Origin of the sequence: Kitasatospora sp. NBC_01539 (assembly GCF_045040525.1) — a bacterium.
GTDB lineage: Bacteria > Actinomycetota > Actinomycetes > Streptomycetales > Streptomycetaceae > Kitasatospora.
In genome coordinates this window covers 682,444-699,411 of sequence record NZ_CP109390.1, presented here as the reverse complement: position 1 = coordinate 699,411, position 16,968 = coordinate 682,444, and the positions used below count along the sequence as shown (strand labels likewise).

The 16,968-nt window shown below is 75.3% G+C and carries 13 protein-coding genes; 9 read left to right on the top strand and 4 right to left on the bottom strand.

Translation table 11 applies throughout. The annotated features are described in order from the left end of the window. Positions 1 to 8: 8 nt before the first annotated feature. Entirely contained in the window at positions 9 to 1,601 is a 1,593-nt protein-coding gene (locus tag OG335_RS03030; RefSeq protein WP_405009395.1) for a PucR family transcriptional regulator, read from the bottom strand. Between the two features lie 151 nt (positions 1,602 to 1,752). Between OG335_RS03030 and OG335_RS03025 the strand changes: the two genes are divergently transcribed. Next, positions 1,753 to 2,931: an 8-amino-7-oxononanoate synthase gene (locus tag OG335_RS03025; RefSeq protein ID WP_405009394.1), complete on the top strand. Its 1,179-nt coding sequence runs from the start codon at positions 1,753 to 1,755 to the stop codon at positions 2,929 to 2,931. A gap of 65 nt (positions 2,932 to 2,996) precedes the next feature. Here the strand turns inward: OG335_RS03025 and OG335_RS03020 are convergent, their stop codons facing one another. Together OG335_RS03020 and OG335_RS03015 are read right to left on the bottom strand one after the other, a co-directional pair. Further along, positions 2,997 to 3,653 (bottom strand): HAD family hydrolase, encoded by a 657-nt coding sequence (locus OG335_RS03020; RefSeq protein WP_405009393.1) that lies wholly within the window; start codon positions 3,651 to 3,653, stop codon positions 2,997 to 2,999. A gap of 125 nt (positions 3,654 to 3,778) precedes the next feature. Continuing rightward, complete coding sequence (locus OG335_RS03015) at positions 3,779 to 5,077, bottom strand: NAD(P)/FAD-dependent oxidoreductase (RefSeq protein ID WP_405009392.1); 1,299 nt, start codon at positions 5,075 to 5,077, stop codon at positions 3,779 to 3,781. Positions 5,078 to 5,185: 108 nt separating this feature from the next. Here OG335_RS03015 and OG335_RS03010 point away from each other — a divergent pair, with 108 nt between their 5' ends. From OG335_RS03010 to OG335_RS03000, 3 genes are all read left to right on the top strand, one after another. Continuing rightward, positions 5,186 to 6,034, top strand: coding sequence for an SMP-30/gluconolactonase/LRE family protein (locus tag OG335_RS03010; protein WP_405009391.1), 849 nt, complete (start codon positions 5,186 to 5,188; stop codon positions 6,032 to 6,034). A gap of 237 nt (positions 6,035 to 6,271) precedes the next feature. Then, complete coding sequence (locus OG335_RS03005) at positions 6,272 to 7,075, top strand: alpha/beta fold hydrolase (protein WP_405009390.1); 804 nt, start codon at positions 6,272 to 6,274, stop codon at positions 7,073 to 7,075. 38 nt (positions 7,076 to 7,113) lie between these two features. Continuing rightward, complete coding sequence (locus tag OG335_RS03000) at positions 7,114 to 7,818, top strand: histone deacetylase (protein WP_405009389.1); 705 nt, start codon at positions 7,114 to 7,116, stop codon at positions 7,816 to 7,818. 69 nt (positions 7,819 to 7,887) lie between these two features. Here the strand turns inward: OG335_RS03000 and ligD are convergent, their stop codons facing one another. Continuing rightward, positions 7,888 to 8,871 (bottom strand): non-homologous end-joining DNA ligase, encoded by a 984-nt coding sequence (ligD, locus tag OG335_RS02995; RefSeq protein ID WP_405015293.1) that lies wholly within the window; start codon positions 8,869 to 8,871, stop codon positions 7,888 to 7,890. A gap of 80 nt (positions 8,872 to 8,951) precedes the next feature. Here ligD and OG335_RS02990 point away from each other — a divergent pair, with 80 nt between their 5' ends. From OG335_RS02990 to OG335_RS02970, 5 genes are all read left to right on the top strand, one after another. Continuing rightward, positions 8,952 to 10,010, top strand: a complete 1,059-nt coding sequence (locus OG335_RS02990; RefSeq protein WP_405009388.1) for an ATP-dependent DNA ligase — start codon at positions 8,952 to 8,954, stop codon at positions 10,008 to 10,010. 493 nt (positions 10,011 to 10,503) lie between these two features. Then, entirely contained in the window at positions 10,504 to 12,966 is a 2,463-nt protein-coding gene (locus tag OG335_RS02985; protein WP_405009387.1) for a glycoside hydrolase family 9 protein, read from the top strand. 277 nt (positions 12,967 to 13,243) lie between these two features. Further along, a complete protein-coding gene (locus tag OG335_RS02980) occupies positions 13,244 to 14,311 on the top strand; it encodes a hypothetical protein (RefSeq protein ID WP_405009386.1) in 1,068 nt (355 codons plus the stop codon). Between the two features lie 294 nt (positions 14,312 to 14,605). Next, the gene (gene tdh, locus OG335_RS02975; RefSeq protein WP_405009385.1) at positions 14,606 to 15,634 is read left to right on the top strand and encodes an L-threonine 3-dehydrogenase; all 1,029 of its coding nucleotides are present in this window, start codon (positions 14,606 to 14,608) and stop codon (positions 15,632 to 15,634) included. A 21-nt stretch (positions 15,635 to 15,655) separates the two neighbouring features. Beyond that, positions 15,656 to 16,849: a glycine C-acetyltransferase gene (locus tag OG335_RS02970; RefSeq protein WP_405009384.1), complete on the top strand. Its 1,194-nt coding sequence runs from the start codon at positions 15,656 to 15,658 to the stop codon at positions 16,847 to 16,849. Positions 16,850 to 16,968 lie beyond the last annotated feature (119 nt).

Below are 16,968 nucleotides of genomic sequence, written 5' to 3'. Positions count from 1 at the left end.
GGCGCCCGCTACGGCCCGCGCTGCGCGTCGTGCGCGAGCAGCGCCACGTACAGCGAGGTCAGCTGCTCCAGGTCGGCCAGGTCGATGCCGAGCAGGGCCTCGATGCTCTGCAGCCGCCGGTAGAGCGCCGGGCGGCTCACGTGCTGCTCCTGCGCGGCCAGCGACTTGTTGCGGCCGGTCCGCAGGTAGGTGCGCAGCACGTCCAGCAGCTCCGTGTGCCGCAGCAGCGGCCCCAGCTCCCGGCCGATGAACGCCTGCAGCTCGGGCTCGTCCCGCAGCAGCCGCACCAGGCCGCGCAGCCGTACGTCCCGCAGGCGCGCCACCGGACCCGACGGCGGACCCGCCACCGCGGCGTCCGCGACGTGCACCGCCTCCAGGAACGACCTGCGCACCTCGTCCAGCACCAGGCAGCCGAAACCGGCCCCGATCACCGCCCCCGGCGCCCGCTCCTGCAGGCGCACGGCGAGCCGGTCCACCTCCGTGTCGGCGTTCCGCCCCGGCGGCACGCCGACCAGTACCGCGACCGTGCCGTCCGGTCCGATCCGGGCGACCAGCCCGGCCAGCGACTCCTCCTCCAGCGCCCGCCGCGCCGCACCGCACACCGTGCCGCCCGCCGCGCCGTCACCGGACGGCAGCCGCAGCACCACCGGCACCAGCGTGCGGCGCTCGGTGGGCAGCCCGGCCGCCCGGAGCCTCGGCAGCAACTGCTCGGGGTGCACCGTGCCCGAGGCGAGGTCGCTCAGCAGGGCCTCCGCCGCCTGGTCCTCCCAGCCGCGCTGCCGGCCGATCTCCCGGTCGCCGAGCAACCGGTGCACCGCCAGCGCCTCCGCCGCCCGCCGCCCGAGCACCCGGCCGGTCTCCTCGCCGCCCTGGTGGCCGAAGAGCACCAGATGCCCCCACTGGCGCCCGCGCGCCTCCAGCCGCGCCGTGATCCAGCCGTCCGGGCCGAGCGTCACCGGACCGTTGCCCCGCAGCTCGGACACCTGCCGCGAGACCCGCTCCCAGTCGCGCAGGAGGTCGCCGAGCGCCGCGGCCTCACCCGCCGACGCCAGCACCCGGTGCGCCAGGTTCACCACCACCGCCGGGCAGCCCGCGTACCCGGCGATCTCGTCGAGGAGCCGCTGCAACGGCACCCCCGACAGGTTCAGCGCCGACAGCGAGCCGCCGAGCCGGTCCGACAGGTCGAGCGCGGCGTACCGGCCGTGCAGCAGCCTCGCGTGCACCTCCTCGGTGAGCCGCGCGAACGACGCCGGGCGGTGCAGCACCACCAGCGGCACCCCGCACCGCTGCGCCGCCCGCCGCATCGCCTCCGGAGTGGTCGAGAACGCCCGGCCCAGCCCCAGCACCACGGCCGCCGCGCCGGCCTCCCGCATCGACTCGACGTACGCGGTCTGCGCCTGCTCGTCACCCGCCAGCAGCAGACCCGTCGTCAGCACCATCTCCCCGCCGGTCAGCATCACCGCGACGTCCGCGGCCTCCGCCACGTGCAGCCACCGCACCGGCCGGTCCAGCAGGGCCGGGCAGGCCGCCACCTCCGCCCCCCACGGCGCGACGAGTTCCAGCGCCAGCACGTCCCGCACCGTCAGGCGGCCGTCGTCCACCAGGTCTCCCTCCACCGGCCGGGCCCCACCGGCCGGGCACCGCCCGCCCGGCCCCGCCGGTCGGGGGAGTCTACGCGCGCACCCCGCACCGGCGCCGCGTGTGCGCAGGCGCACGTTGCCGCCCCTCGCCGGCGCATGCCAGAGTGCGGCCATGGTCCACCCCACCGCGCCGCAGCCGACCCGCACGCCGACCGCCGTCTTCGACTGGCTGGACGAGGCCGCCGACCTCCGCGCCCGCGCCGGACTCACCCGCACCCTGCGCAGCCGCCCCGCCGACGACCCCGTGCTCGACCTCGCGAGCAACGACTACCTCGGACTCGTCCGCCACCCCGCCGTCACCCGCGCCGCCGCCGACGCCGCGCTGCGCTGGGGCGGCGGCGCCACCGGCTCCCGCCTGGTCACCGGAACCACCGCGCTGCACACCGAACTCGAGGACGAGCTCGCCGCGTTCTGCGGATTCGAGGCCGCCCTCGTGCTCTCCTCCGGCTACGCCGCCAACCTCGCCGCACTGACCGCGCTCACCGACCCCGACACCCTGATCGTCTCCGACGCGTACAACCACGCCTCGCTCATCGACGGCTGCCGCCTCGCCCGCAGCGACGTGCACCGCGCGCCGCACGCCGACCCCGACGCCGTCCGCGCCGTGCTGGCCGATCGCCGGCATCCGCGCGCCCTGGTCGTCTCCGACTCGGTCTTCTCCGTCGACGGCAACGCCGCGCCGATCGCCGACCTCTCCGCCGCCGCCCGCGCCCACGGGGCCGCGCTGCTCGTCGACGACGCGCACGGCCTCGGCGTCGTCGGCCCTGGCGGGCGCGGCGCGCTCGCCGCGGCAGGCCTCGCGGGGGAGCCCGACACCGTCGCGACCGTCACCCTCTCCAAGTCGCTCGGCGCACAGGGCGGCGCCGTCCTCGGCCCCCGACGCGTCATCAGGCACCTCGCCGAGACGGCCCGCACCTTCATCTTCGACACCGGACTCGCCCCGGCCGCCGCCGGCGCCGCCCTCGGCGCGCTGCGCCTGCTGCGCGCCGAGCCCGGCCGCGCCGACCGCGCCCGCGAGGTCGCGCACCGGCTCTCCGCGCTGCTCACCGCCGCCGGGCTGCACGCCTCCACCCCGGACGCCGCCGTGGTCTCCGTCCGTGCCCCGGGCCCCGAGGCCGCCGTCCGCTGGGCCGCGGACTGCCGTACCGCGGGCCTCGCGGTCGGCTGCTTCCGGCCGCCGTCGGTGCCGGACGGCATCTCCCGGCTGCGCCTCACCGCCCGCGGCGACCTGACCGACGCGCAGATCGCCGACGCCGTACGCATCATCGCGGCGACCCGACCGCAGGGCTGACCCGGCCGCCGAACGGCCCGGGCCGCGACGGGGCACGGCCCGTGACCGGTCACCGCCATGACGGGTCACGGCCCGGTGGGCGCCTCCACGGCGGGGCCCAGCAGCGGGGCCAGCGCCGCCCGGAGGTCGGCCGGGCCGTGGTAGTGCACCGTGGCCATCCCGAGCGCGGCGGCGGCCCGCACGTTCTCCGCCCGGTCGTCGACGAACAGGCAGCGGGCCGGGTCGACCCCCGCCCGCGCCGCGGCGATCAGGTAGATCCCGGGGTCCGGCTTGGCGACGCCCACCCGGGAGCTGTTGACGACGTCGTCCGCGAGGCCGTCCAGGCCCACCCGGGCCAGGTCCTCGTCCAGCCACGGCGTGCCGTTCGTGACCAGCAGCACCGGGCAGTGCTCGCGCGCACGGCGCAGCAGGCCGACCGCCCCGGGTTCGGCGCGGAACGGCGCCCCGGCGAACGCCGCGGCCAGCTCGACGGCCCGGTCGTGCGGCACCCGGTCGGCGAGCGCGGCGGCCGTCGCCCCCACCCACGCGTCCTTCGTCAGCCGGCCGAGCACCAGCGGGCGGCCCCGCTCCGGCGCGAAGCCCGCCGCCGCCGTGCTGCCGACCGGCAGGCCCGCGGCGTGCTCCAGCCGGGTCACCTCCGTGACGTCGTAGAAGCGGATCACGTCGTCGATGTCGCACAGCACGGCATCGAAGGGTGCCGCGTCCGGCCCGGAGATCGTCATCCTGCCTGGATACCACGGCCGCCGCCCGGCCCGGCAGGGCGGGGCGGCCGCTGCGGGCCCGACGGCCCCGGCCGTCCGGACGGGCTCGGCAGGCCCGGCCCCGGTGGACCGTCCCGGCCGCCGCATCAGCCCATGACCGTACCGGAGTTGCCCGCACCGCCCGGCCTCAGCCGGGAGAACGCCGACAGGTCGATCTCCGCTCCGGTGTACGGGCCCCGGAGGTGCACCGGATCGGTGTCGTGGTCCTTGCCGTCCTCCGCGTGGTCGACCAGGGCGCGCAGGAAGGCCCCCACGAGCGGCGCGTTCTTGAACTGGTTGCCGCTCGTGCCGATCGCCACGAAGAAGCCCGGCAGATCGGTCCGGTCGTAGACCGGTGTCCAGTCGTCGGCCACGTCGTAGACCCCGACGACGCCGCTCGGCCGGTTCGGCACGGACAGGCCGGTGAGCCGCCGGGCCGCCCGGGTCACCTGCGCCTCGAACACCGCTCCCGTGACCCGGTGGTCGACCGCGTCCGGGTCGTCCACCCAGTGCAGCGGGTCGCACTCCGGTTCCGTGCCGCCGACCAGCAGGCCGCCGCCGGAGTCGCCCCGCAGGTAGACGCCGAGGTCGACGTCGGCGAGCGCGATGCCGTTCCAGCCGGGTGGCGCCGCGACCCGGTGCACCTCCTGCCGCAGCGGACGCAGCCCGACGGCGAAGTCGCCTCCGACACCGGCCAGTTCGTTGACCCGGGTGGACCACGGGCCGGCCGCGTTCACCACGACGGGAGTGGCGATCACGCTGCCGTCGTCGAGCCGGACGGCGCGGACCCGGTCGCCGGTCCGGTCGATCGCGGTGACCGTGCGCCGCAGGCGGAACTCCGCGCCGAGGCGCCGGGCGGCGTCCGCGAGGTTCGCGGCGGCGAGCTGGGGGTCGGTGACGTAGCCCGCGTCGGGGGTGAACACCGCGCCCAGCGACGCCTCCGGCTCCGCCCAGAACCTCTCGTCGGAGAGCCGCCGGGGCGGCCAGTGCCGGCCGGGGTCCAGACCCGGTACCCGGCGGGCGAGCCCGGCGGCGTCCCACTCCTCGTACGGCACCCCGGCGCGGTCGAAGGACGGCAGGAAGCGGTCGCGCGGCAGCACGTCGACGTCCAGCAGCGCGAGGCCGCACGGCACGAGGCGGGCGAGCCCGTCCGTGCCGGCCGGCACGCCCAGGTGCTCGCGCCAGTGCACCCAGTGCGACCGCGCCTCCCACGAGGTCGCCACCCCGGCCCAGGTCGAGTAGTTGAAGCGCACCACGGCGCTGGATGCCGAGGTCGACCCGTGGCCGATCCCGCCGGCCTTGTCGACCACCACCACCCGGCGGCCCGACCGGGCCAGCTCCAGGGCGATCGAGGCACCCATCACTCCGGCACCGACCACGACGGCGTCTGCGGACAACGCGAGCACCTCTCCCTCGGACCACGGGCGGCCGACACGCCGCCCCCGAGGAATCCTTCCACCCCCCGGAGGGCTTCGTCATGATGGGGCGTCAGCCGGACGACCGAGGAGCCCGCCGTGCCCGAACCCCGCGTCCTCCTCGACGGCCTCGTCCTCGGCGAATCGCCCCGCTGGCACGACGGGCGCCTCTGGGTCTGCGACTGGGGCGCCCGGGAGCTCCTCACCGTCACCGCGGACGGCACCCGCGAGACGGCCGGCGGCATCGACTCCTTCCCGTTCTGCATCGACCCGCTGCCCGACGGCCGCCTGCTGCTCCTCGCCGGCGGCGACCGCCGCCTCCTGCACCGCGGGCCCGACGGCACCCTCACCCCGTTCGCGGAGCTCCGGGCCCTGTGCGACCGCCCGTGGAACGAGGTCGCGGCGGACGGCCGCGGCAACGCGTACGCCAACTGCATCGGCTTCGACCTGATGTCCGGCGAGGCCCCGGCCGCCGGTCTCGTCGCCCGGATCGCCGCGGACGGCACCGCCCGCACCGTCGCCCGTGACGTCGCCTTCCCCAACGGCATGGCCGTCACGCCGGACGGCGCCGTGCTGCTCCTCGCCGAGTCGTACGCGGCCTGCATCACCGCCTTCGACATCGCCGCCGACGGCGGCCTGGTGAACCGCCGCACGTGGGCGCGGATCGAGGGCTCCGCACCCGACGGCGTCGCCCTCGACGCCGAGGGTGCGCTCTGGTACGCGGACGTGCCCAACCGCCGCTGCGTCCGCGTGCGGGAGGGCGGGGAGGTGCTGCAGACCGTCGAGGTCGACCGCGGCTGCTTCTCGTGCGCCCTCGGCGGCCCGGACGGCAGCCCGACGCTGTACATCACCGCCGCCGAGTGGAACGGCCCGGCCGCCGCCGGTGCCGCCCGCACCGGGCAGGTCCTCGCGGTGCCCGCTCCCGCTCCGGCGGCCGCGCGGCCGTAGGGCCACGGCCGCCGGTCGCGGCGGATGCGGGGACGGCCGGCACGCGCCCGCGGGCTCGCGGTGCCGGACACCGACGAGCAGCGGGCCTGGGTGGTGCGCCTCGCGGGCGCCCGGTGCTGACGCGGCACGGGCGGGTCGGCCGGTCCGACATGCCGCGTTCGGACCAAGCTCTCCGGTTCGTCCGCGCGGAGGCCGCAGACTGCGGGGACGGTACACCCCGGAGGCGGAGGTCAGGACGTGAGCGGGATCGAGGAGTTCGACGCGTGGGACGTGCACGAGTACGGTCCCGCCGACGCCCCGCACCGGGTGCTGCTCCTGCCCGGCGCGCTGTGCAGCACCGCGGTGTTCGACGACATGGCGGCCGACCCGGCGCTGGCCGACGCGCCCGTGCGGATGGTGGCGGTGACCGTCCCGGGGTTCGCCGGCACCACGGCCCCGCAGGACCTCGGCATGGAGAACTACGCGGCGCTGCTGGGCCGGTTCGGCGCGGAGCGGGGCTGCACGACGGTGGTCGGCCACAGCCTGGGCGCGAACATCGCGCTGGAGATGGCGGCCGCCGGGCACGCCCCCGGGCCGGTGGTGCTGCTGTCGCCCTCGATCTCCCGGCCGGACGAGGCGCGTGACCTCACGGTCATCGACCGCCTGGGGCGGATTCCCGGGCTGGGCGGCGCGACCTGGGCGGCTGCGATGCGGCTGACCCCGCGGATGATGGAGGGCGAACTGCCCGAGGGACGGCGGGAGGCGTTCATCGCCGACCTGCGGAAGAACGATCCGGCGGTCTGCCGCAGGATCGTCCAGCACTTCTTCGACCACCTCGACCGCTACGGTTCGCTCGCCCCCCGGCTGCGGGCGTCCGGCGTGCCCGCCTGGGTGGTCCGCGGCGACCGCGACGAGATCGGGCTGACGGACGAGGAGCGGGCCGAGCTGGCGGCCGGGCCGCAGATCACCCTGGTCACCGTGCCGGACGCCGGTCACATGCTGATGATCGACCAGCCTGCGGCGCTTGCCAAGCTGGTCGCCGGGGTGGTGCTGGGGGCGTAGCCGGGCCCCGGCGGCCCGGCCCCGCACACTCTCCGGCCATGCGCACCCCCACGCCCCGCCGCCCCGGGCCGCGCCCCGGCGTGCCGGAAGCAGGCCGGGCCGCCACCCCCGACCTGCCGGTCTGGTACGCCGCGTACGGCTCCAACCTGCGGCGTGCCCGCCTCGGCCTCTACCTCTCCGGCGGCCGGCTGCCCGGCAGCACCCGGGTCCACCCGGGCTGTCGCGACGCCCGCCCGCCCGCGGCCGACCTGCCCGTCCTGCTGCCCGGGGCGCTCTACTTCGCCCGCCGGTCCCGGGTCTGGGGTGGGGGCATGGCGTTCCTCGACCCGGCCGCGGCCGGAGAACTACCGGCCAGGGCCTATCTCCTGACGTACGGTCAACTCCTCGACATCGCCGCGCAGGAGATGCACCGCACCCCCGGGGACGGCCCCGCGCCGGATCCCCTCCCCGATCTCGCGACGGCCTACCGCGACGGCCGGTTGCGGCTCGGGCCGGGCCGCTACGAGACCCTGCTCTGCGCCGGCACCCTGGACGGCCACCCGGTGCTCACCCTCACCGCTCCCGGCGGCTCCGCCACGGCCGAACTCGGCGCGCCCACCGCCGTCTACTGTCGCGCCATCGCCGCCGGCCTCGCCGAGTCCCACGGCTGGCCGGCCGAGCGGGCCGCCGCCTACCTGAGCAGCCGCCCGGGCGCCACCGGACACTGGACCGCCGAGGCGCTCCTCGCCGCGATCCGCGGATGAACGGGCCCCGGGCCGGGCGCACCACCCGGCGGGCCGACCGGGCCGACCGCCGGCCGGTGCGCCCCGCGGTCAGTCCTTCTTCGCCCGGCTCGGCTGCACCCGCATCGGCTCGCCCGGCATCTTCGGGTGGTCGGGCGGGTAGGGCAGGTCGCCGGAGTCCTGCTGCGCGTACAGCTCCATCAGGGGCGTCAGGTCGAACGCGTGGTCGTCCATGTCGGCGTGCAGATCGCCGAGTTCGGCGAACCGCTTGGGCACCGTCCGCAGGTCGAAGTCGAGCGGCACCACGTCGTCGAGCTCCTCCCAGCGCAGCGGCGCGGACGCCGTCGCCTCGGGGCGGGCGCGCAGCGAGTACGGCGAGGCGATGGTGCGGTCCCGCGCCATCTGGTTGTAGTCGACGAAGATCTGCTCGCCGCGCTCCTCCTTCCACCACGCGGTGGTGACCCGGCCCGGCATGCGGCGCTCCAGCTCCCGGCCGAGCGCGATGACGGCGTGCCGGCAGTCGGTGAACGTCCAGCGCGGCTCCACCGGTACGTACACGTGCAGCCCGCGGCCGCCCGAGGTCTTCGGCCAGCCGCGCAGCCCGAGCTCCTCCAGCAGCGCCCGCAGCTCGTGCGCGGCCCGGACGGCGTCGTGGAAGTCGGTGCCCGGCTGCGGGTCGAGGTCGATGCGCAGCTCGTCCGGGTGCTCCGTGTCGGTGCGCCGCACCGGCCACGGGTGGAACGTCAGACAGCCCAGGTTGGCGGCCCACAGCACGGCGGCCGGCTCGGCCGGGCAGATCTCGTCGGCGCTCCGGCCGCTGGGGAAGGAGATCCGGGCGGTCTCCAGCCACTCCGGCAGGCCCCGGGGGGCGCGCTTCTGGTAGAAGAACTCGCCCTCCACCCCGTCCGGGAAGCGCTGCAGGGTCGTCGGCCGGTCACGCAGGCCGCGCAGCACGCCCGGCGCGACCGCCAGGTAGTACTCGGCGACGTCGCGCTTGGTGTAGCCGCGTGCCGGGAAGTACACCTTGTCCGGGCTGGAGAGGCGCACGGCCCTGCCGTCCACGTCCAGTTCCACTGCTGAGCCCATGGCCCCACGCTAGGCGGGGCCGAGGCATCCGGCGCGCGGGCCGCGGGGCCTGCGGCGAGGATCGCACCATGGACCTTCCCATGATGCCGCCCGTCCGGCCGATGCTCGCGAAGCCCGTGGCCGAGATCCCGCCGGGCATGCAGTACGAGGCCAAGTGGGACGGCTTCCGCGCGATCGTCTTCCGCGACGGCGACGAGATCGAGATCGGCAGCCGCACCACCAGATCCCTCACCCGGTACTTCCCCGAGCTGGTGGAGGCCTTCCGCCGCGAGCTGCCCGCCCGCTGCGTGGTGGACGGCGAGATCGTGATCGCCAGGGACGGCCGGCTGCGCTTCGAGGAACTGCTGGAGCGCATCCACCCCGCGGCCTCGCGGGTCCGCGCCCTCGCGGAGCGCACCCCGGCGGCCTTCGTCGCCTTCGACCTGCTCGCCCTCGACGGCACCGCGCTCGCGGACCTCCCGCTGGGCGAGCGCCGAGCCGCCCTGGAGACGGCCCTCGCCGGCGCCGGCGCGCCGGTGCACGTGGCCCCGGCCTCCACGGACATCGACGTCGCCCGCACCTGGTTCGCGCAGTACGAGGGCGCCGGACTGGACGGCGTCGTCGCCAAGCCCCTGGACGCGCCCTACGCGCCGAACGAACGCACCCTCTTCAAGATCAAGCACCTGCGGACGGCCGACTGCGTGCTCGCCGGCTACCGCGAGCACAAGAGCGGGCCGGTCGTCGGCTCCCTGCTGCTCGGCCTCCACGACGACGACGGCCGGCTCCAGCACGTCGGGGTGTGCGCGTCCTTCCCCATGGCCCGCCGCCGGGAACTCGTCGAGGAGCTGGCCCCGCTGCGCCTCGACGACCTGGCCGGCCACCCGTGGGCGGCCTGGGCGGACGAGAGCGCCCAGGCCTCCTCCCGGCTGCCCGGCGCGGTCAGCCGCTGGACGGGCACCAAGGACCTCTCCTGGGTGCCGCTGCGCCCCGAGCGGGTGGTCGAGGTGGCGTACGACCACATGGAGGGCACGCGCTTCCGGCACACGACGCAGTTCCGCCGGTGGCGGCCAGACCGGGAGCCGTCCGACTGCGGTTACGGGCAGCTGGAGGAGCCGCTCTCGTACGACCTCGCGGAGGTCCTCCGCTGAGCCGGCGCCGGCCGCCCGCCACCGCGGGCGGCCGGAGCGGCGGGCGCAACTCCGTGATTCCGGTGCTGCGTTCCTCATTGACACGGCCACGCCCCCGCCGCGACCATGGACCGCACCGCCCGACCGTCCGAAGGCGCACTCTCCCGTACCGAAGTGGGAGCGCTCCCACGATGTTTGGGCAGGTAGACCGGCTGCTCCCACCCCCGTGGCAGCCGGCCGCCCCGTTGTGCCGTCACCCGTACGCCCCCCACCCCCCGTACGGCCCCACCCCCTGCCCGGCCCGTCCGGCATGCCCGGACACCCCCCTGCCCCCACCCCCACCGCACCCCGCGCAACCCCCCTGCGCCCGCACCACTTCACCCCGTACCCCCACCGCTGCATCCCCCACTGCTGCATCCCCCACCGCCGCACCCACGTGCCCCACCACCGCCCGGCGCCGCGAGCCGCGTCCCTCCGCCGGGCGCTCCCGCCCCCGCCGTCCCGGAAGGACGCCATGTCGTACCCCGCCGCACCCCCACCCGGCCGGTCCGTCCCGGCCCGCCTGCTGTCCGAGCAGCCCGCCGCGCCCCGGCGCGGCAGGGTGCACCGCGGCGTGGCCGGGTTCGCCCTCGCGGGGGCGCTCGCCGCGGGCCTCCTGCTGCCGCTCCACTCCGCAGCGCAGGCGGCCACCCCCGCCTTCAACTACGCGGAGGCGCTGCAGAAGTCGGTGCTCTTCTACGAGGCCCAGCAGTCGGGAACGCTCCCCGCCACCAACCGGGTCTCCTGGCGCGGCAATTCCGCGCTCGACGACGGCAAGGACGCCGGCCTCGACCTGACCGGCGGCTGGTACGACGCCGGCGACCACGTCAAGTTCGGCCTGCCGATGGCCGCTTCGACCACCATGCTGGCGTGGGGCGGCATCTCCCAGAAGCAGGGCTACACCGCCTCCGGGCAGATGCAGTACCTCAAGAACAACCTGCGCTTCGTCAACGACTACTTCATCAAGGCGCACCCCGCCCCCAACGTCCTCTACGGCCAGGTGGGCAACGGCACCAAGGACCACGCCTGGTGGGGACCGGCCGAGGTGCTGCCGATGGCCCGGCCGTCGTACAAGATCGACGCCTCCTGCCCCGGCTCCGACCTCGCCGGCGAGACGGCCGCCGCGATGGCCTCCTCGTCCATGGTCTTCGCCGACAGCGACCCGGCGTACGCAGCCACCCTGCTGACGCACGCCAAGCAGCTCTACACCTTCGCCGACACCTACCGCGGCAAGTACTCGGACTGCATCACCGACGCCAAGGACTACTACAACTCCTGGAGCGGCTACAACGACGAGCTGGTCTGGGGCGCGATCTGGCTCTACAAGGCCACGGGGGACGCGAGTTACCTCGCCAAGGCAGAGGCGGCCTACGCCGGCCTCTCCACCGAGCCGCAGTCGACCACCCGCTCCTACAAGTGGACCATCGCGTGGGACGACAAGTCGTACGGCGCGTACGTCCTGCTGGCCCAGCTCACCGGCAAGCAGCAGTACATCGACGACACCAACCGCTGGCTCGACTGGTGGACCGTCGGCGTCGACGGCGCGAAGGTGCGGTACTCGCCCGGCGGCGAGGCCGTCCTCGACTCGTGGGGCTCGCTGCGCTACGCCGCCAACACGGCCTTCGCCGCGCTCGTCTACTCCGACGGCCTGACCGGTGACGCCACCCGCAAGGCCCGGTACCACGACTTCGCCGTCCGGCAGATCAACTACGCGCTCGGCGACAACCCGCGCAAGTCCAGCTACCTGATCGGCTTCGGCGACAACTCCCCGAAGAACCCGCACCACCGCACCGCGCACGGCTCCTGGACGGACCAGCTCACCAGCCCCGTCAACAGCCGCCACCTGCTCGTCGGCGCCCTCGTCGGGGGCCCGAGCTCGCCGGACGACACCTACACCGACGACCGCGGCAACTACACCAACAACGAGGTCGCGACCGACTACAACGCGGCCTTCACCGGGGCGCTGGCCCGCCTCTACACCGAGTACGGCGGCACCACGCTGGCGTCGTTCCCGACGAAGGAGGCCCCGGACGGGCCCGAGATGTCCGTGCAGGCGTCGCTGAACACCACCGGGACGACCTTCACCGAGGTCAAGGCGTACCTCATCAACAAGTCGGCGTGGCCGGCCCGTGCGATGAAGCGCGCCGAACTGCGCTACTACTTCACGCTCGAACCCGGTGTCAGCCCGAGCCAGCTCACCGTGACCACCAACTACAACCAGTGCGGGGCCGTCAGCGGGCCCACCCAGTACGCGGGTTCGGTCTACTACGTGTCGATCGACTGCTCCAACACGGTGATCGCACCGGCGGGCCAGTCGGCGTACCGCAAGGAGGTGCAGTTCCGGATCGCCTCCTCCGGCGCGTGGGACCCCACCAACGACTGGTCGTACCAGGGCATCGAGACCAACCCGAGCTCCCCGCCCGTCGACACCACGCACCTCGTGCTGCTCGACGGCGGTGTGAAGCAGTGGGGCGCCCTGCCGGACGGTTCCACGCCGTCCCCGTCGCCGTCGGCCTCGCCCTCGTCCTCCCCGTCCTCCTCGCCGTCGCCCTCGCCTTCGCCGTCCCCTTCGCCTTCGCCCAGCCCGTCCTCCTCGCCGTCGCCGAGCCCCAGCGTTCCGGTCGGTGGCTGCGCCGTCACCTATGCGATCGCGAGCAGTTGGGGCACCGGCTACACCGCGAACGTCACGGTGAAGAACACCGGGTCCGCGCCGGTCTCCGGCTGGACGCTGGCCTGGACGTTCCAGGGCGCCGAGAAGATCACCAACGCCTGGAGCGCGACGGTGGCCCAGACAGGCAGCGCCGTCACCGCCAAGGACGCCGGCTACAACGCCGGCATCGCCGCAGGGGCCTCCACCTCCTTCGGGTTCCAGGCGTCCGGTGCGCCCGCCGCCGTACCGGCCTTCACCCTCAACGGGAAGGCCTGCACGGCAGCCTGACGCACCCCACCCCGAGCCGCGGTCCGGCCTGCTTGAGGGGGCAGGCCGGACCGCATTTCCCGCTGCCTGCCGCCCCGCCGGGGCGGCAGGCTTCGGGCATGCCGCGCGTCCGGGCGGCCGCCCCTCGGACCCCGGGCTCAGGGCCCACTACCGCGGCGCGCACCCCGCCGGGGATCTTTCCCGCATCAATCCTCCGGAGGGATCCGGATACGGGAGGATGCTCGGCGACGGTCCGCGGCAACGGTGCGGCGGACAACGGCATTTCGAGGGGGCGCAGGTGTGGCAGGCAGTGGTGCGGGACGGGCGGGGGGCACTGCTGCTGGTGTGTGCGTGCTATCAGGGCTTCGCGCTGCTCGCCGGCCGGCTTCTGATCGCCGCCCCCCGTCACCGGCAACTGCTGGCGCGCGTCCGCAGCTGCCGGGCGCGGATCGCCGTGCTGGCCGCCGGATCAGGCGGTGATCCGCTCCGGGAAGCCGAACTGGCCGTCGTGACCGACCTGTTGAACGGTGCGGAGAGCCCGGTGGGCCGCGGAACGGCAGGCCGGGCGGTGCCGGGTGCCCCGGCGGTGACGATGTCGCTGGCGAAGCTCGCCGCGGCGTGGCGCTCGCTGCACGGTGCCGAGCGCCGGCTCCTGCTGCTGGAGGCGGGCGAGGAGACCGAGGCGCGGGTCCGCACCGTCCGGCTCCGGCTGGTGGCCACCGGTCTCCCCGCGGACGCGTCGCTGGCCGCCGAGCTGGCGGCCGCCTCGACCTCGCCGGGCGGCGCCGCCCGTCCGCTGCTGGTGGCCGCGACCGAGCTGCTCGACGACCGCGAGGACGGTGCGGCCGAGCGGGAGTACGAGCAGCAGCGGGCCGCTCTCTGGCTCGCCACGACCGGGCTCGGCGTCGTGCTCGTGGTCGGCCTGGTGTTCGGGAACGGGCCGGCACTGCTGGTCGGCGCCCTGGGCGGGTTCCTGTCGCCGCTCGTCGGTGCGGTGCGGTCGCAGCGGCCCTCGCCGCGGGGCGTGCCGGTGCTGGCCCCGGTGGGCGGCGCGCTCGCGGCGGTCGGCGGCCTGCTGCTCGTCCGGACGCTCGCGGATCCTCGGCTGGGCCTGCTGGGCGAGGTGTTCCTGGAGAACTCCTGGGGCGCCCCGGAGCGGCCGATCGCCCTGGCGATCGCCCTGCTCGCCGGGCTCTCCGGCGGCGCCTTCGCGCGGCTGGCCCTGGCCGCGGCCGGGCGGCCGGATGCCGCACGGGGTCGGGGCACGACGCCCGGCCCGGGTGCGGTGCCGGGCCGGGCCGCGGTGGTCGGCCGGGACGGCACGGCCGTGCGGAGCGGCGGACCGGGCGCCGGCCCGGTGCGGTAGCGGGGCAGGGGGTGCCCCGGGCGCGGATGGGCGCCGGGGCGGCGGCCGGGCAGGGGGCCGTACGGGCCCGTACGGGCCCGGGGCGGCGGTCGCTCACCCGTCCGGGTGTGCCTCGGCACGCCGTGGGCCTGTCTAGGGCGGGGCTCGGGGACGATCGTTCAGCCCAGCTGTGACCGCCCTTAAGAATTCCTCGATGGACCGGACGGGCTCCGACCGGGCAGATTGCACAGTGTCCGGTGGGGCGGTTCCTGCCTCGCCGGGCTTCCGTTCCATCGTGCGTCAGGAGCGCTCGCCGTGAAGGCACTCGTCAAGCAGAAGGCCGAGCCCGGGCTCTGGCTGGTGGACGTCCCGATGCCGGAGATCGGCCCCTCCGACGTGCTCATCAAGGTGCTCCGCACGGGCATCTGCGGAACGGACCTGCACATCCGCAACTGGGACGGCTGGGCGCAGCAGACCATCACGACGCCCCTGACGCTGGGCCACGAGTTCGTCGGCGAGGTCGCCGCGACCGGTGCGGCGGTGGCCGACATCGAGGTCGGCGACCTGGTGAGCGGCGAGGGCCACCTCGTCTGCGGCAAGTGCCGCAACTGTCTGGCCGGGCGCCGGCACCTGTGCCGCAACACGGTCGGCCTGGGCGTGGGCCGCGACGGCGCGTTCGCCGAGTTCGTGGCGCTGCCCGCCGCCAACGTCTGGGTGCACCGGGTGCCGGTGGAGCTCGACGTCGCGGCGATCTTCGACCCGTTCGGCAACGCCGTGCACACCGCGCTGTCGTTCCCGCTGGTCGGCGAGGACGTCCTGATCACCGGTGCCGGTCCGATCGGCATCATGGCGGCGGCGGTCGCCAAGCACGCCGGCGCCCGCAACGTCATGATCACGGACGTCTCCCCGTACCGGCTGGACCTCGCCCGCAAGGTCGGTGTGACGCTGGCCCTCGACGTCTCGCAGCAGACCATCGAGGAGGGCCAGCGGCAGCTCGGCCTGCGCGAGGGCTTCGACGTCGGCCTGGAGATGTCCGGCCGGCCGGAGGCCATGCAGTCGATGATCGCCAACATGACCCACGGCGGCCGCATCGCCATGCTGGGCCTGCCCGCGAACGACTTCCCCGTCGACTGGGCCCGCATCGTCACCTCGATGATCACCATCAAGGGCATCTACGGCCGCGAGATGTTCGAGACCTGGTACGCCATGTCCGTGCTGCTGGAGGGCGGCCTGGACCTCAGCCCCGTCATCACCGGCCGCTACGCCGCCGCCGACTTCCAGGCCGCCTTCGACGAGGCGTCCGGCGGCAACTGCGGCAAGGTCATCCTCGACTGGACCGTCTGACACCCTCAGGAGCAGCCGCACATGTTCGACAACGTCCGTGACGACCTCGCCGCGACCCTCGACGAGATCCGCGAGGCCGGCCTCTTCAAGCCCGAGCGGGTCATCGGCTCGCCGCAGAGCGCCGCCGTCACTGTGACCGGCGGCGGGCGCCCCGGCGAGGTGCTGAACTTCTGCGCCAACAACTACCTCGGCCTCGCCGACCACCCCGCCGTGGTCGCCGCCGCCAAGGAGGCGCTGGACCGCTGGGGCTACGGCATGGCCTCCGTCCGCTTCATCTGCGGCACCCAGGACGTGCACAAGCAGCTGGAGGAGCGCCTCTCGCAGTTCCTCGGCCAGGAGGACACGGTCCTCTACTCCTCCTGCTTCGACGCCAACGGCGGCGTCTTCGAGACCCTCCTCGACGACCGCGACGCCGTCATCTCCGACGCCCTCAACCACGCCTCCATCATCGACGGCATCCGCCTCTGCAAGGCCCGCCGGCACCGCTACGCCAACCGCGACATGGCCGACCTGGAGGCGCAGCTCAAGGCCAGCCAGGACGCCCGCCGCCGCCTGATCGTCACCGACGGCGTGTTCTCCATGGACGGCTACATCGCGCCGCTCCGCGAGATCTGCGACCTCGCCGACCGCTACGACGCCATGGTGATGGTCGACGACTCGCACGCCGTCGGCTTCGTCGGCCCGACCGGCCGCGGCACCCCCGAGCTGCACGGGGTCATGGACCGGGTCGACATCATCACCGGCACCCTCGGCAAGGCCCTCGGCGGGGCGTCCGGCGGCTACGTCGCCGCCCGCCGCGAGGTCGTCGCCCTGCTGCGCCAGCGCTCCCGCCCGTACCTCTTCTCCAACTCGCTGGCCCCGGTGATCGCGGCGGCCTCGCTGACCGTGCTCGACCTGCTGGAGCGCTCCGCGGACCTGCGGGAGCGGCTCGCCGCGAACACGAAGCTGTTCCGCAGCCGGATGACCGACGAGGGCTTCGACGTGCTGCCCGGCGAGCACGCCATCGCCCCGGTGATGATCGGCGACGCGGCGAAGGCGGGCCGCCTCGCCGAGCTGCTGCTGGAGCGCGGCGTGTACGTGATCGGCTTCTCGTACCCGGTCGTGCCGCACGGCCAGGCCCGGATCCGCGTCCAGCTCTCCGCCGCGCACTCCACCGCGGACGTGGAGCGGGCCGTCGCCGCCTTCGTCGACGCCCGCGCCGCCCTGGGGGAGTGACCGACCAGGCGCGGACCCACCCTCACCGCGCCCTCCCGCGGGGTACCCCCCGGCCCCGCACCCGCCGCCGGCCCGGCTTCCACCGGGCCGGCGGCGGCGGTCCTCCCCGCGTCGTCACC

Excerpts from the sequence above, each read along its gene's own strand:
- OG335_RS02990 (WP_405009388.1), top strand. The coding sequence starts at position 8,952 with ATGGACCTTCCCATGATGCCGCCCGTCCGGCCGATGCTCGCGAAGCCC.
- OG335_RS03000 (WP_405009389.1), top strand. The coding sequence starts at position 7,114 with ATGCGCACCCCCACGCCCCGCCGCCCCGGGCCGCGCCCCGGCGTGCCG.
- OG335_RS02970 (WP_405009384.1), top strand. The coding sequence starts at position 15,656 with ATGTTCGACAACGTCCGTGACGACCTCGCCGCGACCCTCGACGAGATC.
- OG335_RS02985 (WP_405009387.1), top strand. The coding sequence starts at position 10,504 with ATGTCGTACCCCGCCGCACCCCCACCCGGCCGGTCCGTCCCGGCCCGC.
- OG335_RS03020 (WP_405009393.1), bottom strand. The coding sequence starts at position 3,653 with ATGACGATCTCCGGGCCGGACGCGGCACCCTTCGATGCCGTGCTGTGC.
- OG335_RS03025 (WP_405009394.1), top strand. The coding sequence starts at position 1,753 with ATGGTCCACCCCACCGCGCCGCAGCCGACCCGCACGCCGACCGCCGTC.